The 26,082-nt window shown below is 36.4% G+C and carries 36 protein-coding genes and 3 pseudogenes; all 39 read left to right on the top strand.

Translation table 11 applies throughout. From position 1 onward, the window contains the following. Positions 1 to 72 precede the first annotated feature (72 nt). Positions 73 to 252: a hypothetical protein gene (locus tag H0173_RS09580; RefSeq protein ID WP_221846238.1), complete on the top strand. Its 180-nt coding sequence runs from the start codon at positions 73 to 75 to the stop codon at positions 250 to 252. Between the two features lie 60 nt (positions 253 to 312). Next, a complete protein-coding gene (locus tag H0173_RS09575) occupies positions 313 to 453 on the top strand; it encodes a hypothetical protein (RefSeq protein WP_221846123.1) in 141 nt (46 codons plus the stop codon). Positions 454 to 617: 164 nt separating this feature from the next. After that, complete coding sequence (locus H0173_RS09570) at positions 618 to 827, top strand: hypothetical protein (protein ID WP_221846122.1); 210 nt, start codon at positions 618 to 620, stop codon at positions 825 to 827. A 54-nt stretch (positions 828 to 881) separates the two neighbouring features. Next, the gene (locus H0173_RS09565; protein WP_221846121.1) at positions 882 to 1,103 is read left to right on the top strand and encodes a hypothetical protein; all 222 of its coding nucleotides are present in this window, start codon (positions 882 to 884) and stop codon (positions 1,101 to 1,103) included. Positions 1,104 to 1,168: 65 nt separating this feature from the next. Then, a complete protein-coding gene (locus H0173_RS09560) occupies positions 1,169 to 1,486 on the top strand; it encodes a hypothetical protein (RefSeq protein ID WP_221846120.1) in 318 nt (105 codons plus the stop codon). Positions 1,487 to 1,569: 83 nt separating this feature from the next. Further along, positions 1,570 to 2,325: a phage terminase small subunit gene (gene terS / locus H0173_RS09555; RefSeq protein ID WP_221846119.1), complete on the top strand. Its 756-nt coding sequence runs from the start codon at positions 1,570 to 1,572 to the stop codon at positions 2,323 to 2,325. Further along, positions 2,325 to 3,599, top strand: a complete 1,275-nt coding sequence (locus tag H0173_RS09550) for a PBSX family phage terminase large subunit (RefSeq protein ID WP_221846226.1) — start codon at positions 2,325 to 2,327, stop codon at positions 3,597 to 3,599. The genes terS and H0173_RS09550 overlap by 1 nt, the downstream gene beginning before the upstream one ends. A 9-nt stretch (positions 3,600 to 3,608) precedes the next feature. Then, positions 3,609 to 5,054, top strand: coding sequence for a phage portal protein (locus tag H0173_RS09545; protein ID WP_221846118.1), 1,446 nt, complete (start codon positions 3,609 to 3,611; stop codon positions 5,052 to 5,054). Then, complete coding sequence (locus H0173_RS09540; RefSeq protein ID WP_221846117.1) at positions 5,038 to 6,066, top strand: minor capsid protein; 1,029 nt, start codon at positions 5,038 to 5,040, stop codon at positions 6,064 to 6,066. Before H0173_RS09545 ends, H0173_RS09540 begins: the two co-directional genes overlap by 17 nt. A 311-nt stretch (positions 6,067 to 6,377) precedes the next feature. Next, positions 6,378 to 6,989, top strand: coding sequence for a phage scaffolding protein (locus H0173_RS09535; RefSeq protein ID WP_221846116.1), 612 nt, complete (start codon positions 6,378 to 6,380; stop codon positions 6,987 to 6,989). 14 nt (positions 6,990 to 7,003) lie between these two features. Next, entirely contained in the window at positions 7,004 to 7,363 is a 360-nt protein-coding gene (locus tag H0173_RS09530) for a hypothetical protein (protein ID WP_221846115.1), read from the top strand. 15 nt (positions 7,364 to 7,378) lie between these two features. Then, the gene (locus tag H0173_RS09525; RefSeq protein WP_221846114.1) at positions 7,379 to 8,428 is read left to right on the top strand and encodes a major capsid protein; all 1,050 of its coding nucleotides are present in this window, start codon (positions 7,379 to 7,381) and stop codon (positions 8,426 to 8,428) included. Positions 8,429 to 8,472: 44 nt separating this feature from the next. Further along, the gene (locus H0173_RS09520; protein ID WP_221846113.1) at positions 8,473 to 8,817 is read left to right on the top strand and encodes a DUF7210 family protein; all 345 of its coding nucleotides are present in this window, start codon (positions 8,473 to 8,475) and stop codon (positions 8,815 to 8,817) included. Between the two features lie 2 nt (positions 8,818 to 8,819). Beyond that, positions 8,820 to 9,170, top strand: coding sequence for a head-tail connector protein (locus H0173_RS09515; RefSeq protein ID WP_221846224.1), 351 nt, complete (start codon positions 8,820 to 8,822; stop codon positions 9,168 to 9,170). A gap of 4 nt (positions 9,171 to 9,174) precedes the next feature. Further along, entirely contained in the window at positions 9,175 to 9,534 is a 360-nt protein-coding gene (locus tag H0173_RS09510) for a hypothetical protein (RefSeq protein ID WP_221846112.1), read from the top strand. Further along, positions 9,534 to 10,037: an HK97 gp10 family phage protein gene (locus H0173_RS09505; RefSeq protein ID WP_221846111.1), complete on the top strand. Its 504-nt coding sequence runs from the start codon at positions 9,534 to 9,536 to the stop codon at positions 10,035 to 10,037. The genes H0173_RS09510 and H0173_RS09505 overlap by 1 nt, the downstream gene beginning before the upstream one ends. Continuing rightward, a complete protein-coding gene (locus H0173_RS09500; RefSeq protein ID WP_221846110.1) occupies positions 10,027 to 10,449 on the top strand; it encodes a phage tail terminator family protein in 423 nt (140 codons plus the stop codon). The genes H0173_RS09505 and H0173_RS09500 overlap by 11 nt, the downstream gene beginning before the upstream one ends. A gap of 4 nt (positions 10,450 to 10,453) precedes the next feature. Beyond that, positions 10,454 to 10,654 (top strand): hypothetical protein, encoded by a 201-nt coding sequence (locus tag H0173_RS09495; protein ID WP_260631112.1) that lies wholly within the window; start codon positions 10,454 to 10,456, stop codon positions 10,652 to 10,654. 1 nt (position 10,655) lies between these two features. Next, entirely contained in the window at positions 10,656 to 11,978 is a 1,323-nt protein-coding gene (locus H0173_RS09490; RefSeq protein ID WP_221846109.1) for a phage tail sheath subtilisin-like domain-containing protein, read from the top strand. 13 nt (positions 11,979 to 11,991) lie between these two features. Then, complete coding sequence (locus tag H0173_RS09485; RefSeq protein WP_221846108.1) at positions 11,992 to 12,465, top strand: phage tail tube protein; 474 nt, start codon at positions 11,992 to 11,994, stop codon at positions 12,463 to 12,465. Positions 12,466 to 12,528: 63 nt separating this feature from the next. Beyond that, positions 12,529 to 12,953: pseudogene (locus H0173_RS09480) on the top strand (phage tail assembly chaperone). A gap of 237 nt (positions 12,954 to 13,190) precedes the next feature. Then, positions 13,191 to 13,847: a hypothetical protein gene (locus H0173_RS09475; protein ID WP_221846107.1), complete on the top strand. Its 657-nt coding sequence runs from the start codon at positions 13,191 to 13,193 to the stop codon at positions 13,845 to 13,847. Positions 13,848 to 13,900: 53 nt separating this feature from the next. Then, positions 13,901 to 16,003 (top strand): hypothetical protein, encoded by a 2,103-nt coding sequence (locus H0173_RS09470; RefSeq protein ID WP_221846106.1) that lies wholly within the window; start codon positions 13,901 to 13,903, stop codon positions 16,001 to 16,003. Further along, a complete protein-coding gene (locus H0173_RS09465) occupies positions 16,004 to 16,678 on the top strand; it encodes a LysM peptidoglycan-binding domain-containing protein (protein WP_221846105.1) in 675 nt (224 codons plus the stop codon). Next, entirely contained in the window at positions 16,675 to 17,634 is a 960-nt protein-coding gene (locus tag H0173_RS09460; protein WP_260631109.1) for an XkdQ/YqbQ family protein, read from the top strand. The genes H0173_RS09465 and H0173_RS09460 overlap by 4 nt, the downstream gene beginning before the upstream one ends. Position 17,635: 1 nt before the next feature. After that, positions 17,636 to 17,989 (top strand): DUF2577 domain-containing protein, encoded by a 354-nt coding sequence (locus tag H0173_RS09455; RefSeq protein WP_260631124.1) that lies wholly within the window; start codon positions 17,636 to 17,638, stop codon positions 17,987 to 17,989. Continuing rightward, positions 17,986 to 18,390, top strand: a complete 405-nt coding sequence (locus tag H0173_RS09450) for a DUF2634 domain-containing protein (RefSeq protein ID WP_221846103.1) — start codon at positions 17,986 to 17,988, stop codon at positions 18,388 to 18,390. The genes H0173_RS09455 and H0173_RS09450 overlap by 4 nt, the downstream gene beginning before the upstream one ends. After that, positions 18,390 to 19,481, top strand: a complete 1,092-nt coding sequence (locus H0173_RS09445) for a baseplate J/gp47 family protein (protein WP_221846102.1) — start codon at positions 18,390 to 18,392, stop codon at positions 19,479 to 19,481. The genes H0173_RS09450 and H0173_RS09445 overlap by 1 nt, the downstream gene beginning before the upstream one ends. Beyond that, entirely contained in the window at positions 19,474 to 20,022 is a 549-nt protein-coding gene (locus tag H0173_RS09440; protein WP_221846101.1) for a putative phage tail protein, read from the top strand. The genes H0173_RS09445 and H0173_RS09440 overlap by 8 nt, the downstream gene beginning before the upstream one ends. Beyond that, positions 20,022 to 20,753: a hypothetical protein gene (locus H0173_RS09435; protein WP_221846100.1), complete on the top strand. Its 732-nt coding sequence runs from the start codon at positions 20,022 to 20,024 to the stop codon at positions 20,751 to 20,753. The genes H0173_RS09440 and H0173_RS09435 overlap by 1 nt, the downstream gene beginning before the upstream one ends. Positions 20,754 to 20,767: 14 nt before the next feature. Beyond that, positions 20,768 to 21,190: a hypothetical protein gene (locus tag H0173_RS09430; protein WP_221846099.1), complete on the top strand. Its 423-nt coding sequence runs from the start codon at positions 20,768 to 20,770 to the stop codon at positions 21,188 to 21,190. A 1-nt stretch (position 21,191) separates the two neighbouring features. Then, on the top strand, positions 21,192 to 21,332 hold the full coding sequence (locus H0173_RS09425) for a CD1375 family protein (protein ID WP_221846098.1): 141 nt from the start codon (positions 21,192 to 21,194) through the stop codon (positions 21,330 to 21,332). Between the two features lie 93 nt (positions 21,333 to 21,425). Beyond that, positions 21,426 to 21,632 carry a DUF4177 domain-containing protein gene (locus H0173_RS09420; RefSeq protein ID WP_221846097.1) on the top strand — a complete coding sequence of 69 codons (207 nt, stop codon included), beginning with the start codon at positions 21,426 to 21,428 and terminating at the stop codon, positions 21,630 to 21,632. A 243-nt stretch (positions 21,633 to 21,875) separates the two neighbouring features. Beyond that, positions 21,876 to 22,820 carry a hypothetical protein gene (locus tag H0173_RS09415; RefSeq protein WP_221846096.1) on the top strand — a complete coding sequence of 315 codons (945 nt, stop codon included), beginning with the start codon at positions 21,876 to 21,878 and terminating at the stop codon, positions 22,818 to 22,820. Between the two features lie 107 nt (positions 22,821 to 22,927). Further along, the gene (locus tag H0173_RS09410; protein ID WP_221846095.1) at positions 22,928 to 23,212 is read left to right on the top strand and encodes a hypothetical protein; all 285 of its coding nucleotides are present in this window, start codon (positions 22,928 to 22,930) and stop codon (positions 23,210 to 23,212) included. Further along, the gene (locus H0173_RS09405) at positions 23,212 to 23,445 is read left to right on the top strand and encodes a holin (protein WP_221846094.1); all 234 of its coding nucleotides are present in this window, start codon (positions 23,212 to 23,214) and stop codon (positions 23,443 to 23,445) included. Before H0173_RS09410 ends, H0173_RS09405 begins: the two co-directional genes overlap by 1 nt. Before the next feature lie 18 nt (positions 23,446 to 23,463). Further along, positions 23,464 to 23,880 (top strand): annotated as a pseudogene (locus H0173_RS22235) (glycoside hydrolase family 73 protein); the annotation flags it as partial. Positions 23,881 to 23,919: 39 nt separating this feature from the next. Beyond that, positions 23,920 to 24,471, top strand: a pseudogene (locus H0173_RS22230) (N-acetylmuramoyl-L-alanine amidase family protein); the annotation flags it as partial. Positions 24,472 to 25,031: 560 nt separating this feature from the next. Next, on the top strand, positions 25,032 to 26,069 hold the full coding sequence (locus tag H0173_RS09395) for an Abi family protein (RefSeq protein ID WP_221846092.1): 1,038 nt from the start codon (positions 25,032 to 25,034) through the stop codon (positions 26,067 to 26,069). The last annotated feature ends 13 nt before the right edge of the window (positions 26,070 to 26,082 follow it).

The following is a 26,082-nucleotide window of genomic DNA, read 5'->3' as shown; positions in this document are numbered from 1 at the left end:
GCCGTCCAGCTATGTAGTTTATGAGCGTCACCTCACGGTGGCGTTTTTTTATTCCCGAAATTAGGTGATGATATGAAAATTATTGATCATCTTTCTTCTGAAGAAAAACATCATATGAATAACCTCAAGAATAAAGATAAATCCTCTGATAATATATCAAATAAAAAGTTATCTAGTCGTGACCTTGCTGAATTGATGGGTATTAACAGACCTACTTACAAAAGGGTTAGAGGTGCGATTAGAAATAAGTAAAATTAGTGCAGGAAATTCCTTAGTTCTCCCGAATTATGTATGAAAAAAGGAGATGAAGCAATGGAGCAGGTTATTGAAAAATTGATTTGCTCGAATTGCAACTTGGAGATAACAGATGAACGTGAGTATTTAGATAATAACGGGGTATGTGATGACTGTTACAGCATCCCGCTAAAGAAGAAACTAAAGTTAAAAATTTAAAGGAGGTATTGTAATGAAAGATCCAGGTGGTGGCGGAGGATAAAGATGTTGCGTCGATCCAAGAGGCGGTGGCATTTTAAAAATATAGCACTCATTTTAATGGGTGCTCTTCTTAAATATAAGAAACCAAATCTCCATCCGATATATATGTTGGGGGTGTTATATTGGAATCAATAGATTTTAGTCCATTTCAAGGTCAAATCAATCACATGGTATTACAGCTTGCACTTATACTTTTTATCCCGTTATTTATTGGAATAGCTGTAAAATTTGTTCTAGTAAAAATTAAATGCCCACAAGGTTTAGCTAATTTTGTTGCTGTAGGAGTACTACTATTTGCATTTTATAAAATGGTATTCATCGTGTTGGTATAAAATGCGGGAAAATATCTCCTTTTGTCGAAAAACATTATAGAAGGAGTGGATAGTTTGAAAGTCGAGAAAATTATTAATCGTGACGGATTTGATATTAAAGTAGTAACTACAATAATTGATCCATTAACCGGACTATATAGGTCCTCAGCATTTTATAAAGATTATCCAGATAGAGTAGTAAGTATCCATCAAGATAAAAATAAAAACATTGCTGCTGAAGTAGCGGTGACAAAACTTATTAATGAATGCCCACCTGAAATATTAGATTTAATTTAATAGGTAAATAGTTGCAGGGAAACATTTCCTTTTGTCGAATTTAGAAGACGGAAGGGGGTGTAGTAATGACTGAAGTAGTACAGTTAAAAAAGGTAGTTTCTCAATCATTAATTGAGGAGATCCAAGCAAGTATTGAGCACTACGATTATGAAATGCGAAAAGCTTATGATGAAGAGAAAGATTTGAGAGAAAGAACACAAATTCTAGAATTAACTCTTACAAAAACAGATTCAGAAATGGCTAAGGATATAATACGTAATATGATTGAAGAATCACAAAGCGAACTTGTAAAACAGGTAGAACGTGCACGAATTTGTAAGAATAATAGAACGTATTATCAAGATATATTTGAAGCTTTAGATGAAGCAATAAAAAGTTTATAACTGTACCAAAAAGCATTTCTTCGGAAGTGCTTTTTCTTTTGTCCAAAACAACTCAAATTACTGGAGGTGGGTAGGTGATGTAGATGGCCGAGACTCGAATTGAAGCTGAAAAAGATTATGTAAAAGGTATGAAATATAAAGACATTGCTGAAAAATACGGTGTTTCTTTAAATACAGTGAAGTCTTGGAAAACACGTTATCAATGGTCTCGTGATGGTGTGCATACAAAACCAAAAGGTGTGCACACAAAAAAGAGAGGCGCACCTAAAGGAAATAAGAATGCTCTGGGCAATGAAGGTGGGGCACCTAAGCGAAATCAAAATGCAGTCACTCATGGCTTCTTTTCTAAGTTCCTTCCAGCAGAAACATTGGAGATCATGGAACAAATGCAGGAGCATTCGCCAGCTGACCTAATCTGGGACCAAATACAAATTCAGTATGCTGCTATTATTCGAGCTCAACAGATTATGTTTGTCGAGAGTAAAGACGAAATGATCAAGGAGCTTAAGAAAGCAAAATATGAGTACTTTGAATTGCCTAAAGATCAAGGTGGAGGGTTTGAAAAACAAATAGCTGAAGAGGAATACGAATTTCAATTTGCTTGGGATCGGCATGCTACATTCTTGAATGCACAATCAAGGGCCATGAGTGAATTAAGGAACCTTATAAAGCAATTCGATGAGATGGCTCATATTGATGACGAACGAAGGCTTAAACTAGAAGGCATGCGCTTAAATATTGAAAAGACAAAAGCTGAGGTTGAAAAGATTTCTTCCGGATCCGATGACAAACCAATTGAGATTGTTATTAAGAGAAAAAGCAAAGGTGAGGGCTCTTGATTGAAAAAGAAGTTAATCCCCACTTTGAAGATTTCCTTTTTGATTGGTCCACTAAGTTTCAATTTCTAGTTGGAGGATATGGGTCCAGTAAAAGCTATCACGTTGGTTTAAAACTCATTCTTAAATTGTTGGAAGAAAAGCGCACAGCCTTAGTCGTTCGTGAAGTTTATGACACTCATAGAGATTCTACTTTTTCATTACTGGAAGAGTTGGTAATAGATTTAGGTTTAGATGACAAAATTAAATGCGTCACTTCTCCAATGCAGCTACGTTTTCCGAACGGAAGCAAAATCATATTTAAAGGGATGGATAAGCCAGCTAAGTTAAAATCGATAAACAATGTTTCAATCATTTGGATTGAAGAGTGTTCTGAGGTTAAATACGCTGGGTTTAAGGAGCTTCTAGGGCGATTACGGCATCCTAAGTTAAAACTTCACATGATACTCTCTACAAACCCTGTAGGTGAGGATAACTGGTCATTCAAGCACTTCTTTAAGGATGAGGTAATCAATCGAGTTATTCTAGATGACCAGGTGCTTTATGAGAAGAGAACAATAGTTATAAACGACACTTATTATCATCATTCAACAGCAGATGATAATTTATTTTTGCCTGAAAGCTATATTGCCCAATTGGAGGAAATGAAAGAATATGATCCAGACCTTTACCGAATAGCCCGGAAAGGTCGTTTTGGCGTGAATGGGGTTAAGGTTCTTCCTCAATTTGAAGAATGGCCGCATGAAGAAGTAATGGCTGCTATTAAGAGTATCAGAAACCCAATCAAGCGTGTTGGAATGGACTTTGGTTTTGAAGAATCGTTTAATGCGGTTGTTCGTCTAGCTGTAGATCATGACAAAAAGATTCTTTATATCTATTGGCAGTACTATAAAAACAAAATGACTGATGATAAGACAGCTGATGAACTTAAGGAATTTAAGGAATCCAAGGAACTAATCTTAGCTGATAGTGCTGAGCCGAAAGCTATCCAATATTACAAACAGTGCGGTTTTAGGATGAAGGGAGCTAAGAAATTTCAAGGATCCCGTTTAGCTAATACAAAAAAGGTAAAGCGTTTTAAGAAAATTATTTGCTCTTCTAATTGCAAAGATGTCATCAGAGAATTGAAGTACCTAACTTACAAAGTGGACAATGAAGGGCATATCATTCCGGATGAATTTAAAATTGACCCCCATACCTTTAGTGCTATTTGGTATGGGTTGGATGGTTATGAGGTATCAGACCTAAAAGGCGGCTCTGTATCTGTACTGAAATGAGGTGAAAATGTGGTTATTGAGGATCTATACCGTAAGCCATACCACGAGTATTTAAATGACATCATTAATAACATGGTGGAAGGCGTGATTACGGAAAACAACATGCTAGTTAAAGAAATAAAGGAATGGCTTGATAGTGAAACTCGTAAAATAATGCTAGTTGGCGAAGCTTACTATCGCAATAAAACTGATATTAGAGAAAATAAGAAGCGTGATGCTGAATGGAAATCCAATGTTAAGCTTGAGCATGGATACGCCAAAAAATTAGTAGACCAGAAGGTTGGCTATCTGCTCACAAAGGATCCGACGATCGGTACTGAAAATAAGCAATACAGGGAATTACTGAAAGTTGTCTTTAACCGTAAATTGTTAAAGACTTTGAAAAATGTGGGCAAAGAAGCAATTAATAAAGGAATTGCCTATCTTTATATCTATTTTGATGAACAGGGAGTGCTTTCATTTAAGAAATTTCCTTCCGAGCAAATTTTGCCGTTTTGGAAAGATAATGAGCATACTGAGCTTTCTGCATTTGTTCGTGTGTACAAAGAGTCAATCTATCTAAATGGCAAAAAGGAAGTTATGACCAAAGTAGAATACCATCATCCGGATGGCATTAATTATTTTGTTCTTGAAGGTAATAAATTAGTACCAGATGTTCCAGCTGGTATTGAATCGACGTATCACTTTACTATCAACGATAAACCGTTCTTATGGAACCGTATTCCTCTTATTCCGTTTAAATACAACGAGGAAGAGCAACCGTTAATAGATCAAATTAAGTCTTTAATAGATAACTATAATACCCAGGCTTCAACAAATGCTGATTTGCTAGCAGACATACCGCAGTTCATTTACAAGCTTATCAATTATGGCGGTGCTGATTTAAAAGAATTCCTTAACGATTTGAATATTTATAGAGCTGTAAACCTTGATCAAGATGGTGATTTAGACAAGCTTCAAGCAACGCCTGAAACGGACGCTACCGAAAAGGAGCTTGATCGTGGAAGAAAATCCATTTATGAATTTGGCCGCGGTGTAGATACCACCGATGCAAATTTAGGAAATGCTTCTGGTGTGGCTTTACGCTATCGTTATTCAGACTTAGATATGGACTGTAATATCTTAGAATCAGAATTCCAGGCATCTATTGAGCATGTATTGTGGTTTGTTAAAGAGTATTTCCTAATGACGGGACAAGGCGATTTTACTAAAGAATCAGCCAATATTATTTTTAACCGGGACATCATAATTGCTGAATCAGAAGTTATCGCTGATTGTCAAAAATCAGTCGGGATTCTTGATGATAAGACTATCCGTGAAAATCACCCTTGGTATAACGAGGAAGTGGAGAAGCGGCTTGAGGAACAAAAAAAGAGTGAGATGGATGAATATGATAATTATCGAACATCATTCCAAAAATTAAATGGCGGTGGTGGTGATGGCCAAGAGTCGTGACTACTGGCGAAAACGTTTTGAGTTGTTACTAAATTCAGAGCTGCATAAAGGCGAAACGTATCTTATCGATATGGAAAAAGCTTATATCCAAACAATGGCTGAGATCGAAAAGGATTTAACAAAATGGTATGGTCGCTTTGCTGCTAACAATGAAATCTCTTTTACAGAAGCAAAACGCTTGCTTAAATCTGACGAGTTTAAAGAATTCAGATGGACTGTGGAGGATTATATTATCTATGGTGAAAAGAACGCAATTAGCCAAGCGTGGATGAAACAGCTTGAAAACGCTTCTGCTCGTGTCCATATTAGCCGTTTAGAGAGCTTGCAGATACAACTTCAACAACACATTGAAAAGCTTTATGGTGGTCAAATTGAAGCTGTAGAGCGTTTGATTAAAGAGACATATCAAAGCACTTACCTTCACACTGCTTTCGAGATTCAAAGTGCATTCGGTATCGGTTTTACTATGCATGCAATTGATGAAACAAAGCTCACGAAGATCATTAGCAAGCCATGGACAGTAGACGGACTGACTTTTAGCGATAAAATATGGCGTGATAAGCAGCTATTAGTCAACACATTGCATACAGAACTAACTCAATCTATTGCAAGAGGCCAGGCACCTGACAAGGTGATTTCCTCAATATCAAAAAAGCTGAATACTTCCCGATCCCACGCTGCCCGTCTAGTCATGACCGAATCAGCGTTTTTTAGTGCTTCAGCACAAAGAGAGACGTTTGGTGAGTTAAATGTCGAACGTTATGAGATCGTAGCAACTCTTGATAGCAAAACAAGCTCTATTTGCCAATCGATGGATGGTCAAGTGTTCAAAATGAGTGAGTTTGAACCTGGTATAACAGCTAACCCTTTTCATCCTTACTGCAGAACAACAACGGTACCTTATTTTGAGGATGACTACAGCCAGCGCATTGCCAGAGATCGTGATGGAAAGGTTTATTACATTGATAGCAAAATAAAGTTCCCAGAATGGGAGAAGAGATTTGTTGCTTAATGATAATTGCCTAAATAGTCGTGAAAAATCGGTATCTCTTACTAATTTAGAAACGGCAGTCGATGAATAGTCTTGTAGATTCAATGAATTATGAGCAATGGTCAGCTAAATTCGTTAGAAAGTAGGTAATACGATGTTAATCGACATTCTAACTATTGGAATACCTAGTTTCATTGCAGGAAATATTACTGGCTATTTTATTAGAAAAATGGTTAAAAAATATCGTCATCTTAGCATTTATGGACGTTAACTATTAAAGCTGGCGGTGGACGTAACCACGTAAAACAATCGTAACCATTGGAGGAATAAAAATGAAAAGAGAATTTCTAGAAGGATTAGGTCTTGATAAAGAAAAGATTGATTCTATTATGGCTGAACATGGAAAAACAGTTGAATCTCATAAGTCTAAGCAAGCCGATCTTTCTACTAGCTTGGAAGATTTAAAGAAGCAGCTGGAACAACGCGATAAAGACCTGAAAGAATTGAAGAAGCAAGCAGAAGGTAGCGAGGATCTACAAAAGAAACTAGCTGACCTTCAAAAACAGTACGATGATGACAAAACTAACTACGAGACCAAGCTAAAGGAAACTCAGTTAACTAGTGCTCTTAAGCTAGCATTAACAGGAAAGGTACATGACGCTGATCTTGTAACTGGCCTTATCGACAAAACCAAAATTGAATTAGGTGAAGACGGAAACGTCACTAAAGGACTTGATGAGCAGATTAAGACGCTGCAGGAATCGAAGTCCTTTTTGTTTGTTACAGGAACAAAAACACCAGGGATAAAAGGCGCTACCCCTCCAGGGGGAGATCCTGGTGCAGGCGGCGCAGGCACTGAATCCAGTTTTGGGAAGAAACTAGCCGAAGAAGCTGCTAGTAGCAATAAGGGGCTTGAGGAAGCTCGTAAATCTTATTTCGAATAGGGAGGAAAAAATTAATGAGTAAATTTGTAGAAACACAGTACACAAATAATAAAGGGATTTTAAAATTCCCAGATCATTACGTTAATCTTACCGTTACTGTAAGTGATTCAGGAATTTCGGCAAACGCAGAAGGTAAAAAAATCGTTCCGGCCGGGACAATTCTTGGCGGTGGTTTTTTAGCTAGTGAATCTGTGCTAGCTGTAAAGAAGAATACAACTGGAGCTGAGGGTGTCCTTTTCAATGATGTGGATGTTACTTATGGACCAGCGTCAGGCGCCGTTATGATCCACGGCTTTGTAGCACTTGATAAATTACCAGAAGCACCTACAGCAGAGGCTGTTACCGCGCTTAAACAAATCACATTTTTGAAATAAGAAGGGATGATATAAATGCCAACAATTTTTGATCTAGTAAATGCAAAAGAAATTGCAACTTATTACGAGAATAACCCATCAAATAAAGTTCCTTATCTTGGTTCTACTCTTTTCCCAGCTAAAAAGCAACTGGGGTTAGATCTTTCTTGGATTAAGGGATCTAACGGTCTTCCAGTGGCTCTTGAGCCATCGGCTTTCGACGCAAAAGCTAATGTCCGTGATCGTATCGGATTTAGAAAAATTCAAACAGAAATGCCGTTCTTCCGTGAATCAATGCGTATTGGTGAGAAGGACCGTCAAGAATTAAATAGACTTCTAGCTTCAAATCTTGAAGAAGCTTACAAGTCCATTGTTAACAACATCTATGATGATGTAACAACTTTGGTAAATGGTGCACAGGTCCAGCCAGAACGAATGATTATGCAACTATTGTCCACTGGAAAAATCGGTATTTCTGCAAATCGTGTAAACCTTGATTATGATTACAAAATGAAATCAGACCATAAAGAAACGCTAATTAGTGGGGCGCAATGGGATCATCCAGACTCAGTTCCACTCGAAGATATCCCTAGCTGGCAAGATACTGTGGAAGAAAATACTGGTACACGTCCTACTAATTGTATTATGACTCGAAAAACTTTTGGTTATTTAATGAAGCACAAGAGTGTTCGTTTAGACATGAATCCATTAGGTGGGCAACATATTATTATGACAGAGGCTTTATTGAAACAGTATCTTAAGGATAAATTCGGTTTATCAGTTGCTATTTATAACAAGAAATATCGTGCCGAAGATGGTTCCCTACACAATTTTTATCCGGATGATCATTTTACACTTATTCCTGACGGGCAATTAGGAAATACGTATTTTGGTACCACGCCTGAAGAAAGTGACTTAATGACTGGAGCAACAAAGGCGGATGTTAGTATCGTTAATACAGGCGTAGCAATTACGTCGATTAAAGAGGAGCACCCAGTTAACGTAATGACTATTGTTTCGGAAATTGTTCTTCCTAGCTTTGAAACAATCGATAATATCTTTATTGCAAAAGTTGCAGGAAATTAATAGGGAGGGCTTTTGTCCTCCCTATTTTTGGGGGTGTTTTTTTTATGACACAAGATATCTATAAAAATTTAACCGTTGAAGAAGTGTTGGAAGCTGTAAAAAACGAACAGCTATCTGCAGAAAAAGCATTTGAGTATGAGTCCCAAGGGAAGAACCGTAAAACATTACTCGAAGCACTAAAAGAAATGACTGCAGAAGTTAACGATTCTTTAGAAGACAGTAATGAGCCAAATTCCAGTGTAAATGACCCCTTGGAAACAATATCAGTTGTACTGACCGAAAATGTAAAGTTCGGAAATACGCGCTACAAAATCGGTAACAAGATCGACGTATCTCCAGATGATTACGAAGTGTTGTTAAAGGCTGGAGTAATCCAAGAGGATGCTTGACAATGGATGTAACAGAAATTGTAAAAGCAAAACTTCCAGCCGATAAACTTCCAAATGACACGATAATAAGCATGTATGTAGCAGAGGTAAGGCAAGCTATCCTCACCTACTGTAATCGAAGTGATATCCCAATGGAACTAACTTTTGTTCATGCTAACATGGTAATCGATATGATTTTTGAGGAAAATCAAAGAATTGATCCCGAAAACTCCAAGGTAGCAACGTCAATTCAAGAAGGCGATACACGTGTTGAACTTGGAAATAACAAGGTTTCAGCTAGTGCGTTATCTACTCAACAAATGATTTACAATTATCAAACTCAATTGAATAAATTTAGAAAATTGAGGTGGTAATCAGATGAACGCTGTAAGAAGAGCCATTGAAAGTATGTATGATAGCACATGCACAGTCAAAGAGTTTCAGTCAGTAAGAGACCCTGTAACCCAAATAACCAGTAAAAAAGAAATCGTAGTTCTTGAAAACCAGCCGTGCAAACTCTCTTACGAGAAACAAATGGCAGCATCCAATACAAGCGCGCCAGCAATTATTGCTCAATCTACTAAATTATTTCTTGCTCCAGAGATCACTGTCAAAGCGGGATCAAAAATCATTGTTACTAAAAACAGTAAATCTACTGAATACTCTCGAAGTGGAGAGCCTGCGGTATATACAAATCATCAAGAGATCATGCTCGAACTGTTTAAGGGATATGCTTAATGGCTAGGTGGGGACGAGTTGATTTTCGGCAGTTGCAACGATTACAAAAGCGTATGCAGAAGCTACAAAGGGTCGATTATGAAAAGTTTTGCGAAGATGCTGCAAAAGAACTTGCTGCTCGCTTTTTAGCTAAAGTAATTAGAAGGACTCCCGTTGGCATCTATGAAGATGGTATAGTAGGCGGAACATTAAGGCGAGGTTGGACTGCCAAGAGTCATAGAGAAGCAGAGTTGAGTGCAACATTTGGTGGCAGCACTGGTGTAAAAAAATTTGCTGATTCAATGGTTGTTACAAAAAAAGGTAACGTTTATGAAATTGAAGTGCTGAACCCTGTTGAATATTCGATGTACGTGGAGTATGGCCATCGTACTGCCAATCATAAAGGTTGGGTAAAAGGTCGTTTCATGATGACAATCTCTGCTGATGAAGTACAAGCTCAGGCTCCTCAAATTGTAGAAAAGAAGCTTATGGAAATATTAAAGGAGGCTTTTGATGGAGATTAATGATATTATCACAGCTATTTCTATTAAACTTCACAAGGCCTTTGGGGATACCTATGAAAAATATATTGATGAAGTGCCGCAGGGGTTTGAAACTCCTGCTTTTTTAATTCAGTTTTTGAATTTAGAGCATATTCGGCAGATCGGGAAACGATGGAAGGTCACAACGTTTTTTAACGTACAATATTTTCCCACCAATGGGGCATCAGAAAGCACAAATATGACTTTGAAGGTACAACAGGCCTTAAAAGAAATAACGCTGCTAAATGGCTCAATTATGCTTGGTACGGGAGCGAATAGCGAGGTTGTGGAAGGTATAGCTCATAACTTTGTACATTTTAATTTTTTTCTGCAAGAAGTGGAAGAAAAAACATTCATGGAATCATTAGAACAACGATTTAAAAAGAAAGGGTGAAAGCATGGCTGCCAAAAAGGAAATGAATAATGAAGCTGTTAAGGGTGAAGTTGCTGCCCTTACGTTTTCTAAATCACAAATCGTCAAAAGCAGAAGATATGCAGCTAGGTGTGATGCGTTGAATGCATTGTTGGAGGATGGTAAAACGTACTCATTCTCCGAAGTAGACAAGATATTAAATAAATTCGACGAAGGAGGTAATTGATTTGGCGTTAGGCGGCGGTACATTTTTAACTCAAAACAAAGTACTTCCAGGTACTTATCATAATTTCATTTCAGCAGCACGAGCATTTGTAAATCTATCAGATCGAGGGTATGTTGGTTTGCCAATGGCCCTTGATTGGGGTGTTGATGGCGAAGTATTCTCTGTAACTCAAGAAGATTTACAAAAAAATTCTCGTAAAATCTTTGGCTACGACTATACTGATCCCAAATTAAAAGGGATTCGCGATGTATTTAAAAATGCAATCACAGTTTACTTTTTCAAGTTGGCAGTTGGCGCGAAGGCTGCATCGAATACATTTGCAACAGCGAAGTATAAGGGTGTTCGTGGTAATGACATTACAATTGTTATTCAAGCGAATGTCGATGAGCCAACAAAATTTGATGTGCAAACTTTGCTAGATAATGTTTTAGTAGACGAGCAAACAGCTGTTGCTAGTGCTGCTGAATTAGTTTCAAATGATTATGTGTCTTTTAAGAATGACGCAACACTTACTGAAACTGCTGGCACCTTATTAACTGGCGGTTCGAATGGCAGCGCGATTAGTGGGGGAGCCCACCAAGAGGCGTTAGATGCTCTTGAAGCATACGGTTTCAATACGCTAGGGTGCTTATCAAAGGAAACTGTAATTAAATCTCTTTATGTGGAGTATACAAAGCGCTTACGAGATCAAGTTGGTGCTAAGTTTCAATTGGTTGGCCACAAACTTGGAGCTGCTGATCATGAGGGAATCATCGATGTCCAGAACGATGCAAACGGCGAAGGTGAAGAAATGTTCGGTGCCGTATATTGGGCCGTTGGAGCTCAAGCTGGTGTGGCAGTAAACAAGTCGAATACAAACAAAAAATACGATGGTGAACACATACTTTCTATGAGTGAAACGATGACTCAACCTCAGCTAACTAAATTACTACAGTCAGGAAAATATGTTTTCCATCGTGTAGGTGACGAAATACGTGTACTTGAAGATGTAAATACATTTATTTCATTTACAGTTGATAAGAATGAGGATTTCAGTATGAATCAAGTTATTCGAGTGCTGGACCAAATTGCTATTGATACAGCGCACCTATTTAACACTCGATACCTGGGTGAAGTTCCTAATGATCAGGCTGGTCGAGTTTCTTTTTGGAAAGATATTGTTAAGAATCGAAATGAACTTCAAAAGCTTCGGGCCCTACAAAATTATGATAAAGAGGCTTTAAAGGTAGAAAAAGGTAGCACTAAAAAATCAGTTATAGTTAATGAAGTTGTAGAACCAACAGTAGGTATGTCACAACTTTATATAACTACTATTGTAGCGTAAGGAGGGGCTATAAATGAATGAAAATACTATGCATGCCCGTGATGCCATTAACGGTGCTTCTGGTGAGTGTTTTGTAACTATCAGAGGTAACCGTTATAATTTTGCGCAAGTAATTAATATTCAAGCTGATATGGACAAAGTAAAAACTAAAATTCCAATTTTAGGACGTATGTCAAAGGGTAATAAAGGAGCTGGTGTGGAATACACCGGAAATGCTACCTTTCATTTTAATACTTCCATTTTTCGAGAGCTACTTTATCATTACAAAGAAACTGGTGAGGATATTTATTTTGATATCCAAACAACGAATGAGGATAAATCTTCTTCTGTTGGAAGACAAACAATAGTATTAATTGATTGTAATTTAGACGGTGGTATTCTAGCTCTATTAGATGCTGATGCAGAATATTTAGAAGACCAAATTGATTTTACCTTTGAAGATTGGGAGTTCCCTGAAAAATTCTCTATCTTAAGTTCAATGCTTTGATATTGGAGAGCTCACTTTGTGGGCTCTTGTTTATTTAAAATAAAATGAGGATAGGTGATATAAATGAGTTTATCAGCATTTTTAGCACAGAATGCTTTGAAAGCAGAAACAGAAAAGTATGTGGTATCCAAACGTTTTCTAGATGAGAATAAAAAGCCTATTGAATGGGAAGTTGGAGCTGTGAGTTCAGATGAAGACGAAGCGCTTCGCAAGCAACATACAAAGCGATTGCCTGTCCCTGGGAAAAAGAACGTATTCCAACCAACAACAGATTATGATTCCTACTTAACGAGTTTAGCTGTAAAGTGCACTGTTTTTCCTAATTTGCATATAAGGAATTGCAGGATAGCTATAAAGTAATGGGAGCCGAAGCGCTTCTAAAGAAGATGCTGTTACCTGGAGAATATGCACAGTATCTACAGTTCATCCAAACAATAAATGGTTTTGATGTTGGCTTAGAAGAAGCAGTAGAAGAAGCAAAAAACTAATTAATGAAGGCGATTATGAGGCTAACATAGCTTATTATTGCCTTCATAAACTTCATAAATGGCCGCATGAATTCGACTCTTTGCCAAAGTATGAAAAAGCATTTGTAATTGCAGCTGTACAGATCAAGATGGAAGCTGAGAAAAAAGCCGATAAAGAGGCGAAGAAAAAGAGCGGGCGAAGAAAGTGATGGAGAAATCTCTTCCTATTTTGTATATTTAAGGATAGGAGGGATATGAATGAAGAAGTTTTTTAAATTTGGATGTTTAGGTTTTGTTTTAATGTTTATTGTAATACTAGTATTTGGCGCCATACATGAGTTTAGCAATGCTGATGAATCAGGTGCAACACCAAGAGGTAAAGTTGCAAAATCATTAAATATTACACTTGAAAACGGAGAAAAAGCATTAAGTGTACTTCAAAATGTGGGTATAAAAGAAAATATTGATATTCAGCATGACGAGTTATTAGACAATGCTCATTATGAGAGCGAAAAAGGATATAGAATAAATTCTAAAGAAGCCTCTAATATTATTCTCTATATGAATGCAAATGAAACTATTAGTTTGATAAAATACGGGGACAATACGCTTTATGAAAATAATAGTGTCGTAGCAAGTCTAACAGATTTTATTTTAACGGAAGAAGAAAAAGCCGAACTTAAATATAAATGTCAAGAAACTATAAAAGGCATACTAAAAGCGCCGTCTACAGCTAAATTTCCTAACTATAATGAATGGAGATTTGGAAAAAAAAGTGGTGAGATAATTATTCAAAGTTATGTAGATGCTCAGAATGGTTTTGGAGCTAATATACGTAGTAAGTTTCAATTTATAATTAAGGATGATAAAATCACTTCTTTAATTTTTGATGGCAAAGAATATATGAAAAGGTAATTTTAGCACTCTTTTTAAGAGTGCTTTTATTTTTATAAAAAGTCGGTGAGATAATGGCCACTATTAGAACCGCAATTCAGATACAGGATAATATGTCACGAGCCTTTCAATCTATGAATAGCGCTATGAACATAGTTATCAGTAGCTTTGAATCGTTACAGTCAGTGTCTAGTAATGCTGTGGAAGTCGAAAGTATTCGGGCAGCAAGGCATGAATTGAATCAAGCTGAAATTGCGTTTAATGGAATCGAACAGGAAATAAGGCAAGCTAGTGAAGCTCAACAGCAATTTAATGAAGATGTAAGGAATGGGCAATCAGCTGCTGATGGTTTAGTAGGAAAAATCAAAGGATTAGTGGGTGCCTACCTTGGCATTCAGGGTATTAAAAAGGGAGCCGGTATAATAACTGACTGGCTAGGCTCAGCAGATGTTATTAATACAGCTGAAACCCAACTTGCTGCTGTAATGAATAATATGGGCGCTGTTCAAGCTGAATTTGAATCATTAAAAGCAAAAGCTGCAGAAGTTGAAGGCTACACAACTTATGGAGCAGAGGTGCTTTTGTCAGGAGCTGGAGAACTTGCAACTTATTTAGAATCTGGCAAAGCAATTGAAGCAATGATGGGTACATTGGCTAACTACGCAGCTGGAATGGGCGGTATAAACGTTGATGATCGGCAAATGGTCGAATATGCTACTCAACTTGGTAAGGCTTTAGATGGCCAATTTGATGGCTTAAGAAAAAAGGGTTTTGATGTAACCGATGCCCAAAAGGCAATAATCGAAAAAGGAACAGAAATGGAACGTGTTGCCGTCATTACTGATATTATTGCTCAATCGTGGGACGGTTTAGCCCAATCCATAGCAAATACACCACAGGGGCAGATTGTTCAAATGGAGAACAATTTTGACGGCATAAAACAAAAGATTGGGAATGATCTATATCCTGCGGTGGTTCAATTTTTTAGTACCATAAATTCGAATATGCCAACAATTGAGGCTTTAATGTTTGCATTTGCCTATGCAGCAACTGTGGTTATGGATGCATTAGGAGGCATAATAAACACCGCAAGTTGGTTAGCATCAGTATTTATTGATAATTGGTCTTGGATAGAGCCTATAATTTGGGGAATTATAGCCACGCTTGTTGTCTATAATGCAACGATGGGTATCGCTTGGTTAACAACCTTAAAGGATATTGCAGCTAAGGTATGGCGTACAGCTGTATCGTGGGCAGAAACAGCAGCGATACTGGCGTTAATTGTCGCTCAAGATGGATTAAATGCGGCGATGGCGGCATGCCCTATCACGTGGATCCTGATTGGCATAATAGCTATCATTGCGGTTTTTTACGCAGCGGTAGCAGCGGTTAATAAATTCGCAGGTACCTCTTATTCTGCAACCGGAATGATTGCAGGTGCTTTTTTTGTATTGGGTGCAATCATTTGGAATACCGTCGTTGGAGTTATCAATGCAATTATCCAGTTTTTGTGGACTAGTTTTGTTGAACCTTGGATTTCAATAATCGAATGGGTTTTGAATGTATTTAATGGAGGTTTTAATAGTTTTGGTGATGCCGTTGCAAATTTGCTAGGGCAAATAATTTCGTGGTTTTTATCATTGGGCAAAGTTGTAACTAAAATTATTGATTCTATTTTTAATACAAATTGGACTGCAGGATTGTCTAGTTTGCAAGACAGTGTACTTGCGTGGGGGAAAAACGAAGCAGCTATAACTCTCGACCGTGCAGCGCCGATGATTGAATCTAGAATAGAATACGGAAAAGCGTGGAATGCAGGTAATGAATGGGGATCAGGGCTGGAAGCTAAATTTAGTAATGCATTTAAAATGGACCAGCTTTTAGGAAATGCAGGGGCTTTTGGAGGACCATTAGATGATCTAAAAAGCACTGGAGCAGACACAGCTAAGAACACTGCAAAAATGGCTAAGTCCATGGAAGCTACTGAAGAGGATTTAAAATATCTTCGTGATATAGCAGAAAGAGATGTTATTAATCGATTTACAACCGCCGAGGTTAAAGTTGATATGACTAACCATAATACTGTTAACTCTGATCTTGATCTAGACGGCATCATTGACCGTTTCGGTGAAAAACTTGAGGAAACATTAGATGTAATTGCGGAAGGAGCGAATTAGATGGCATATAACTTCTTTATAGATAGTGTACAGCTTCCAGTTGCTCCTTCTAGCTTAGATACGAAGATAAGGAACAAGAATACTACAATTACATTGATCAATGAAGGGGAGGTTAATTTGCTTAAGAAGGCTGGATTAACCGAACTTTCTTTTGATCTATTACTACCAAATTCGAAGTATCCTTTTGCCGTTTATCCCGATGGCTTTCAACCAGCAACTTACTATTTAGATAAGCTTGAAAAGTTAAAGATTGATAATAAACCCTTTCAATTTATCGTCTCTCGATTAAAACCGAGTGGCGATTTATTATTTGATACAAATATGAAAGTTTCGTTGGAAGAATACACAATCAAGGAGAATGCAGATTATGGCTTTGACGTTGTAGTTTCAATTCAATTGAAACAATATCGGGATTATGGCACCAAGGTTATTGAAGTCAAAAAGCCAAGTGCTTCTGCAGCCGCAAATGTAAAGCCAATTGCTAAGACTACTCAGCCAAGAGCAACAACAAGTGCTCCCCCTCCGCCTCAGTCTCATAAAGTTGTTAAAGGTGATACATTGTGGGCGCTTTGCAAGAGTTACTTAGGTGATGGTTCGAAGTATCCGGAGATTGCGAAGAAAAACAATATTAAAAATCCAAACCTTATTTATCCGGGGCAGGTGATTAAATTTTGAGCATTGAGTTGATTATTCAAAATGGATCAAAATTGATGATGCCCGCCGTGGAGGAGGGGATAGTTTGGGAGACAGCCAGAAAAAACGTACCTGGCAAATTGACATTCAGTGTATTAAAAGATGAAGCGCTAAGTTTTGAAGAAGGAAATCCCGTCAGTTTTAAAAAGGACGGTAAGAACATATTTTATGGGTTTGTCTTCACTAAAAAGAGCTCAAAAGATGGTCTAATAAATGTAACAGCCTATGACCAGCTTCGCTATTTGAAAAATAAAGATACCTATGTTTATACAAACAAAACAGCTTCTGAATTTATAAAAATGGTAGCTGCGGACTTCCGTTTGAACACTGGAACAATTGAGGATACAGGTTTTAAGATTGCTAGTCGAGTAGAGGATAATAAAGAGCTTTTCGACATGTTTCAGAACGCGCTAGATCTTACACTGGATAATACGAAGAAAATGTATATCCTATATGATAACTTCGGGAAGTTGACTCTCAGAGCCCTTGAAAAAATGAAATTGGACGTGCTAATCGATGAGGAAACCGGAGAGAATTTTGATTACACCTCATCAATTGATTCGAATACTTACAACAAAATTAAGCTTTCTTATGAAAATGATAAAACCGGTAAGCGTGAAATCTATGTTGCTCAAGACAGTAACAATCAAAACCGCTTTGGAATTTTGCAGTACTTTGAAACCATTCAGGAATCAACGAATGGTAAAGTCAAAGCAGATGTATTGTTGTCCCTTTATAATCGAAAAACAAGAAATCTAAGCATAAAAAAGGCATTTGGAAATATTTATGTTCGCGGTGGCAATATGTTAGTAGTAAAACTTGATTTGGATGATATTAAAATCATGAACTATATGCTTGTAGATTCCGCTAAGCATTCATTTAACGAAAACGAGCATTTCATGGATTTGAAGCTAATTGGCGGTGATTTCGTTGCGTAATATGGATGACATTGTAATTTTAATCAAAAAGGCAGCAAGAGAAGCAATGGGAGCAATTGATCTAACTGCTATCGAATTTGGCCAAGTAACTAGTGTTTCACCACTAAAAGTTAATGTTGAACAAAAAAAGGAACTAACTACTGCTCAGCTAATACTGACTAGAAATGTTCGAGATTACGAGATTGAGATGAGTGTTGATCATGTAACGGAAGTCGCGGAAGGTCACTCTCATGAATATGAAGGACGAAAAAAGTTTATTGTCCATAATGCTCTTAAAGTTGGGGATACAGTAATGTTGGTGAAAATGCAGGGCGGCCAAAGATACATTGTATGGGACAAAGAGGTGGTAAAATGATCCCTCAAGTTAATGATGGTTTAATAGAGGATTTTGAAGAAGCTTTACCACCACCGACTAAAAATTTTAAATTATATATGGATAAAGATCGCTGTTTAGGCTTCGTTGATGAAATTGAAGCACTGAAACAAGCGATTTTTTTAATGCTTAATATTGAAAGATATGACTACATCATCTATTCGTGGATTTTCGGAGTGGAATTTAAAGACTTATTTGGAAAGCCAACAGCCTATGTATTACCTGAAATAAAGAGAAGAATCAAGGAATGTCTTATGCAGGATGATCGGATTAATTCAGTTGATAACTTTATTTTTGATGTTAAAAAGAAGAAAGTTCATGTCACATTTACGGTCCATAGCATTTATGGAGAATTTACACAGGTAAAAGAGGTGGAATATTGATGGCTGAACCTCTTAATTTGGATATATCTTATGAAGATTTAATGGCTCAAAAGCTTGCTGGAGTCGATCCATCTTTGGATACTCGTGAGGGCACATCTTTAATTTTTAATGCGACAGCTGCTAACAGTGCTGAAACAATTCAAATGCTTTTCACATTAAAAAACATGGTTGACCTCGTTTTCGCTGATACAGCACCTCGCGAATATTTAATTCGTCGAGCAAAAGAAAAAGGGTTAGAACCTGCTAATGCAACAAAAGCTCGACTAAAAGGAGTATTTAATATAGATGTGCCCATCAACTCTCGTTTTAGTTTAGATGAATTAAATTATGAGGTAATCGAAAAAATTGCACTTGGCGAGTTTATTTTGGAATGTGAAACAGCAGGCAATATTGGCAATCTATTTTTTGGTCAACTTATACCAATTGATTATATTGACGGTTTAACAAGTGCTGAATTAACTGAGGTCCTTATTCCAGGAGAAGATGAAGAAGATACAGAAGAATTTCGTAAACGCTATTTTAATAGCTTTGATTCTACTGCCTTCGGTGGGAATAGAAAAGATTATAAAGATAAAGTTAAAAATCTTCCTGGAGTAGGTGGAGTGCGAGTTTATCGGGCCTGGAATGGTGGAGGTACAACTAAGTTAGTGATTATTAATTCGCAGTTTGAAAAGCCATCAAAAACGCTAGTTGACGAAGTGCAAGAAGCAGTGGATCCATTAGGTGCTCAAGGGGAAGGTTTAGGGATTGCGCCAATAGATCACATTGTCACGGTTTTTGGGGTAAATGAAACAGTAATTAATATTGCCACAAATATCACTCTTCAAGATGGATGGGTATGGGAAGACGTTGAGCCAAACGTACTTCCGATAATTGATGGCTATTTTAAAGAGTTGGCCGAACAATGGGCACAAGCTCAAACATATGAAGAAGATCATGCAGGCTTAATCGTTCGTATCTCGCATATTGAAACTAGGATTTTAGGTGCGCCCGGTGTTCTAGATATAGCGAATACAATGTTAAATGGAGCTCAATCAAACATTGCGCTGGATAAAGAATCAATACCGAAACGGGGTGTTGTAAGTGGCTAGAGAAGTAAATATATTAGGTTATTTACCACCCGTGCTTCATGAAATTAAAGAATTGGTTCAGATAGCAAATGTAGAAAACCCTGTTTTAGAAAGTGTATGGCAAGAAATTGAAAATACACTTAATAATCAATTCGTCATTTCTGCTAATGAAAAAGGGGCAGCGCGTTATGAAAAGATGTTAAAACTTAATGTGCCGGCTACTGATACTTTGGCAACAAGACAATTCCGGATCTTAACGCGTTTTCAAGAACAAGCGCCGTATACTAATCGAGTTTTAAAGCAATTACTAGACAGCCTACTAGGTGCAGGACAATATGAGCTTAAGAGAGATGTTGCAGCAAAAACACTAAGTGTAAAAATTGAATTGACTGTTAAGGGGCAATTCGATGCAGTTGTTGTCATGTTGGAACGTATTACACCACAAAATATGGTCCTTACAGTGGAGCTTCGATACAATCAGTATTTAAAATTTACACAGTATACACACGCTCAATTATCAGCATTTACTCACAGGCAATTAAGAGAAGAGGTGTTGAACTAATGCCTGGTAACACAACTAATTTCAATTTAATTAAGCCTGATCAAGACGAGTTTTATAACGTATGTGATCAGAATAATAACATGGACACTATTGATAGAATCCTTAAAACTTTACAGGATGCTATAAACTCCGGTGCAACTGAGCAGGAACTAGCCACTTTAAGACAGGATCTTGCTACGCATTTGGCGGATGAAGAGAAGCACTTAAAGACTGGCGAAAGGACTTCTTGGAATGGAAAGTACGCTAAGCCAGGAACAGGAATCCCTAAAACAGATTTAGCAAGTTCAGTTCAAACGTCTTTAGACAAGGCAGATTCAGCCGTTCAAAACTCTGAAAAAGGTGCTGCGAATGGTGTTGCAACACTAGATGCTTCAAAAAAAATTCTACTTGCACAAGTTCCAGACCTTGCAAGTTTAGGGGTTGGAAAATCAGCAGAAGGAAGCTATGTAGGTGATGGGATAAAGGGAAAAAAAATTAATATCGGCTTTACACCAAAATTTGTCATGATAACTGCTGGGCGTACAGGTAATATATATACTTATTACAGTGGGATAATGGCTGGATTCGAGAAAGGATTTACTTACTTTGGTGGTACAAATCCAACTGCTTCTACCGTTGCCAATTTTGGAACAGTTGGAGGTATAACTCAAGACGGATTTATTCTAAACAGCACATCAGATTATGGTTTAAACTGTAGTGAAACAGTCTATTACTGGTCAGCATTTTCTTAAAAAAGGAGGATAACATGCATTTAATTATTTATAAAAAATCAAACGGTGAACCATTATTGCAAGAAACCATATCATCGTTTTTCACAACAGAGTTATTTAATACTAAGGATAGTTATGAGTATGTTGTTAAACATTTCGGTGGGAAAAATGAAGAATACAGCGAAATATGGCTTGATGATGAGACTACTATTCAAAAAACATATACACATGAATTCAAGGTCCAAAATGGTGAAATTGTTTTTGGGAATGAAAGAATAATAGAAGAACCTCCGAGGGAACCAACCTCAGGTGAAAGAATTGAATTATTAGAGCAAGAAAAATTAACTCTTCAACTTGCATTAGCAGAGACTATTGAAAAGCAGGAAATGGACAAGATTAGTAATCAACTTGCATTAGCAGAACTAATAGAAACATTAACTATAAAAGGAGTGTTGTAGGATGGTAACATTGTATGCTGACTTAGTGGAATTAGGATTAAGGGTATTAGAAAACCCAAAACCGGGTGAAATTGCGGTACCAGCGTTTTTAAAAGCTGATGTAAAAAAGGAATTAGATAGACGCGCAGCCACGAGTGCTTAAAAATTAAAAAAGAAATAGATGTCATAAGAACATCTATTAGCAGGATTTTATCATTCCTTGTCGAACATTGTTATAGATGAAAGGAGTGATAGAATGAAAAAATGGGAGTATAAAGTATTAGCATACAATGAACGAGGTCTATACAATAACGATGAGGGTTTACAAAACCTATTATCGAATTTGGGAAATGAAGGATGGGAATTGGTTTCGAGTATTCCTATGGTAGAGGGATCTGGTTCTGATGGAGATGTATCCCTAGATGTTCCAAGGATTAAATTCATTTTAAAAAGAGAAAAATAATCTCTAAGCACTCTCAATCAAGAGTGCTTTTCTTTATGTCTCATCAGGACGAAAATGTGCAGCAACTAACACCTAGAAATAGGTGACTTTTAATGACTTCAAAACTGTAGCTTGCTTGGAACTAATATTGTCTATTGAAGTTAATAAGAGAAAAATATTAGTATTGTTAGAAAATTTTATATACAAGGGAAAAAAATGGTGCTAAAATTCCTTTCGTAATAGTAAAAAAGAAGGAGGTAACATATGATAAAATCTATTGCAAAAGTATTAAGTCTAGTTAGCTTTATGATTTTTCTTTTTGTTTTTCAATCTTCGTTTGCATCAGCAAAAGAATTGTCAGTTGTAAACATCGAAAAAAGTAATCAAATTGAGGAATTAACGATTTCTGAGGATTCAATAATAAATGCTGAAGAAGGAGTATTAATTCCAAAATTGATCATAACTAATGGTGCAACAATTGTTGAAATTAATGCTAATGTTCAAATTCTTGAAGTTGCAGCTCAAAATAATGTGGAACTAATCGGCAAGGGTAACATTACAGATCTTATTATCTCCACAGGTTCAAAAGTGGCTGTGAATACTGCTGGTGACATTCACAAACTTGAAGTTACTAATAAGGATGCACGTATAGTTGTGAAAGAAGGAACTAAAATTGCTGAATTAGTAATTCCAAATGGTGCAAAAGCTTCAGATATTATTACAAACTACGAAAACGCAAAAGGTAGATTTGAAAATATTGTTGATGGTGCAGTAAAGGATCCGCAAATTCAAGAACCGCCAGTTATTGAAGAAGAACTTCCTGTAGAAACAGAAGCACCAGAAGAAGGTTCAACGCCACCAACGGAAGATGAGACAACACCACCGCCAAGCGATGATAACACAACACCTCCGACGGAAGAAGAGACAACACCGCAAACTGTTACAGTCACTGAAGGTTTGCTTGCTTCGTATGGTAAAATCGGTGATAAAAAATACATTACTATAAAAACAGATGATGATTCTTTTATACCAATTTTTTATGAAAATCCTTTGGTACAATATAAACATTTCATTAATGGAAATTCTGTAGAATCTAACATTTTCGAACTTCAAGTTGAGAGTTCGCGTAGGGACAGAGACAGAGTAATTGTTGAAGAAGGTATAAAAGATGAATATAATACAATTAATTTGATTATTCCACTAGGATAATTAGAACTTAAATTTTTAAGAGCTCTTAGTAGAGCTCTTTTTATTGCTTTAAGAATTAGCTTTGCCCCGAACCGATCGGGGCTATTTTGTTTATGGATGGTGAATAAATGACAATCGAATTAGGAGTATTTATATCTGTTCTTTCAGTGTCAATTGCTTTTTTGGGATATTCACTGAATAAATCAAAAGCTATTAAATCAGATGGTCAGGAAAGCGCTGAATTAAAGGCTGAATTGGGATACATTCGTAAAGGTGTAGATGATATTCGCATCGATTTAAAAGCAAATGAAAGGCAAATTACAGCTCTAGGAGAAAGAGTTACAAGAATTGAAGAAAGTTCTAAGGCTGCTCATAAGCGCTTAGATATGCTAGAAAAGGAGAATGATAAATAATGTTTGAAATTGCGATTATTATTGCCGTAGTATTGGCTCTAACTGAATTTGTCAAAAGAATGGATTGGATTCCGGCAAAATATGTACCTGCAGTGTCTCTAGTTTTGGGATTACTTGCAGGTATTTTTTATGTAGATGTTTCAACCTTAGAGGAACAAATAATGTTTGGATTAATGATCGGGCTTTCAGCTGCAGGCCTATTTGATCAGTCGAAAATCATAACTAAAAAATAAAGGGAAGGGTTGGATGTAATGAATTTCGTTGAACAGATTGCCCCTTATGCTGTTAAATACATGAAGTCAGAAGGAATTCTGGCTTCTCTCTCTCTTGCCCAAGCTGTATTAGAAAGTGATAAAGGTAATTCAGAGTTAGCGGTCAATGCAAATAATCTTTTTGGAATAAAAGCTAAGCCGCCTTGGACTGGTCCTATATATATAAAGAGAACGAAAGAATTTGTTAATGACAAATGGATTGAAGTTGTTGCAGATTTTTGTAAGTTTAATAGTCTTGAAGAGTGTTTCGAGTATCGAAGTCGAGTGTTTTTGAAAAGACCACATTATAAGCCATTATGGGGAATCACAGATTATAAAAAAGCTGCTCAAATCATTTGGCAATGTGGCTATGCAACTGATCCAGAATATCCTCAGAAGTTAGTTAACAAAATAGAAGAGCTAAAATTATACTTATATGATAAGGAGGTCAATAAAGTGGTAAAAATATTTATTGATCCCGGGCATGGTGGGACTGATCCAGGTGCAGTTGGTAATGGTTTACTGGAAAAAATGCTAACTTTAACAATCTCTAAACGTATTCGAGATATGCTGACCAGATATGAAGATGTAATTGTCAAATTAAGTCGTGAAGATGACCAAACATTATCACTGAAGCAACGTACTGATATGGCAAATGCTTGGGGAGCTGACTTTTTATTGTCAATTCATATAAATGCTACACCAGGCGGATACGGTTATGAAGACTTTGTTTATCCTAATTCCAGTGGGGCAACATTTGCTTATCAAAATGCAATACACGAAGAGGTAATGAAGCAGGTTGACTTCCGAGATCGTGGCAAGAAACAAGGAAACTTGCATATGTTACGTGAATCAAAAATGCCAGCTTTACTAACTGAAAACGGCTTTATCGATAATGCAGCTGATGCAGCCAAACTCAAGCAAGATGCTTATATTAATAAGATTGCACAAGGTCATGTAAATGGATTGGTACGGGCCTTTAACCTAAAGGAAAAAGCTCAATCAGTCCTAATGTGGGGGAAAACAGAGTTTAAAAAAGGGCAGATTGGCCGTGTGGAAATTTTAAAGCCAATTAACCTATGGACTGAAGATGCAGCCGGTAAATTGCAAATGGTCCGCATCTTACAACCGGGAGATCAGTACCGAGTATATGGATTTAGACCTGATCATGGCGGCCAGTATGATGTCGGGGCTAATCACTGGGTAACTAAGATGGACGGGTACATTAAGTATGAGACACCCTCAAAGACGTTGCTAGCCAAAGTTGCAGAAGTATATATGTAACGATAAAATCCCTTTAAACCTGAAAAGTTTTAAATTAGCTTTTTGATTAAAAATAGGTATATTTTCATGGTAATTTCTCGAATATTAATATTTTTTATAGGATTTTATCATATATTGTTGTAACTTTTAACTTGTAATTGAAGATTGAGATGGATATAATGAATTTAATAAATGAAATGGGCTAGGTATAGCTAGGGAAAAACCTTCTAATTTTAGAATTAGAAGGTTTTTTTCTTTTTTTCAGTGTATAATTTAAGCAATAGAAAATCCTAAGGGTGATTTATTTGACCAAGCCTTTTAAAACATTGGATGAACAGATTGAAATATTGATAAATAGAAATTTATTAATACACTCTAAAGATAAAGCTAAATATTTGCTAACTAAAAATAGTTATTACTCTGTAATTAATGGTTATAAAGGAATATTCCTTAAACCTAAAATAAATGACCATGATGAAGATATTTTTGAAGATAATACTACTCTTGAAGATATTATTGATATACATTTGTTTGATAAGAAAATTAGAAATGAAATTTCTTTTGCACTTGGTAATGTAGAAGATACTATCTCAGCTAATATCGCTTATATACTAGCTGAAAGATTTGGGGATCAACAGGGTGATTATTTAAACGCATCAAACTATAAATTAGGTCGGAGAACCAATTCGGGTAGATATGAAAGAGATATTTTGATTTATGAATTAAATAAAATTTGTCGTAGTTACGAGCATCCTATGAAACATTACCGAGAAACTTACCAGAACATCCCTCCATGGATTATTGTAAAAGGAGCTACTTTTGGAACTCTTGTATATATCTATAAACTTTTTAAAAAAGACGAAAAAGATTACTTGATTTCTAGATGTTTAGGGGTATCTATAGAAGAAATAGATGAAGATTTGAAACAGTTTTTTAGTAAAATGCTAGATATATTTAGGAGATATAGAAATTGGGCAGCTCATGGAGGTAGAATTTATAGTCACAGAGTGAGTGAAGAACTTCCATATTATCCACCAGCATATAACAAATTTAAGTTTGATAAAAGTAAATATGACAAAGGACAAGGAAAAAGTGATGTATTTTCATTGATAGTTGCTTTATCGTTCTTTCTTAAAAGTGATTTTAATGCATATATTCATTTATTGGTGGGATTCACTCATACATTGAAAAATTATAGTGAAAAAAATCCTAAGTATTATATTAGGGTTTTAGAAAATATGGGTCTGCCTTTTGATTATTATGAATCTTTAAGTGAAATTACAGATTTAAACCATGCTGATTTTCTAAGTAAAATAAATTCTTTTAGCTTAGTAAATGTTTAATTTAAAGCCCTTC

The organism is Bacillus sp. S/N-304-OC-R1, assembly GCF_019749375.1.
Lineage (GTDB): Bacteria > Bacillota > Bacilli > Bacillales > Cytobacillaceae > Cytobacillus.
This window is presented reverse-complemented; position numbering and strand designations above follow the sequence as displayed.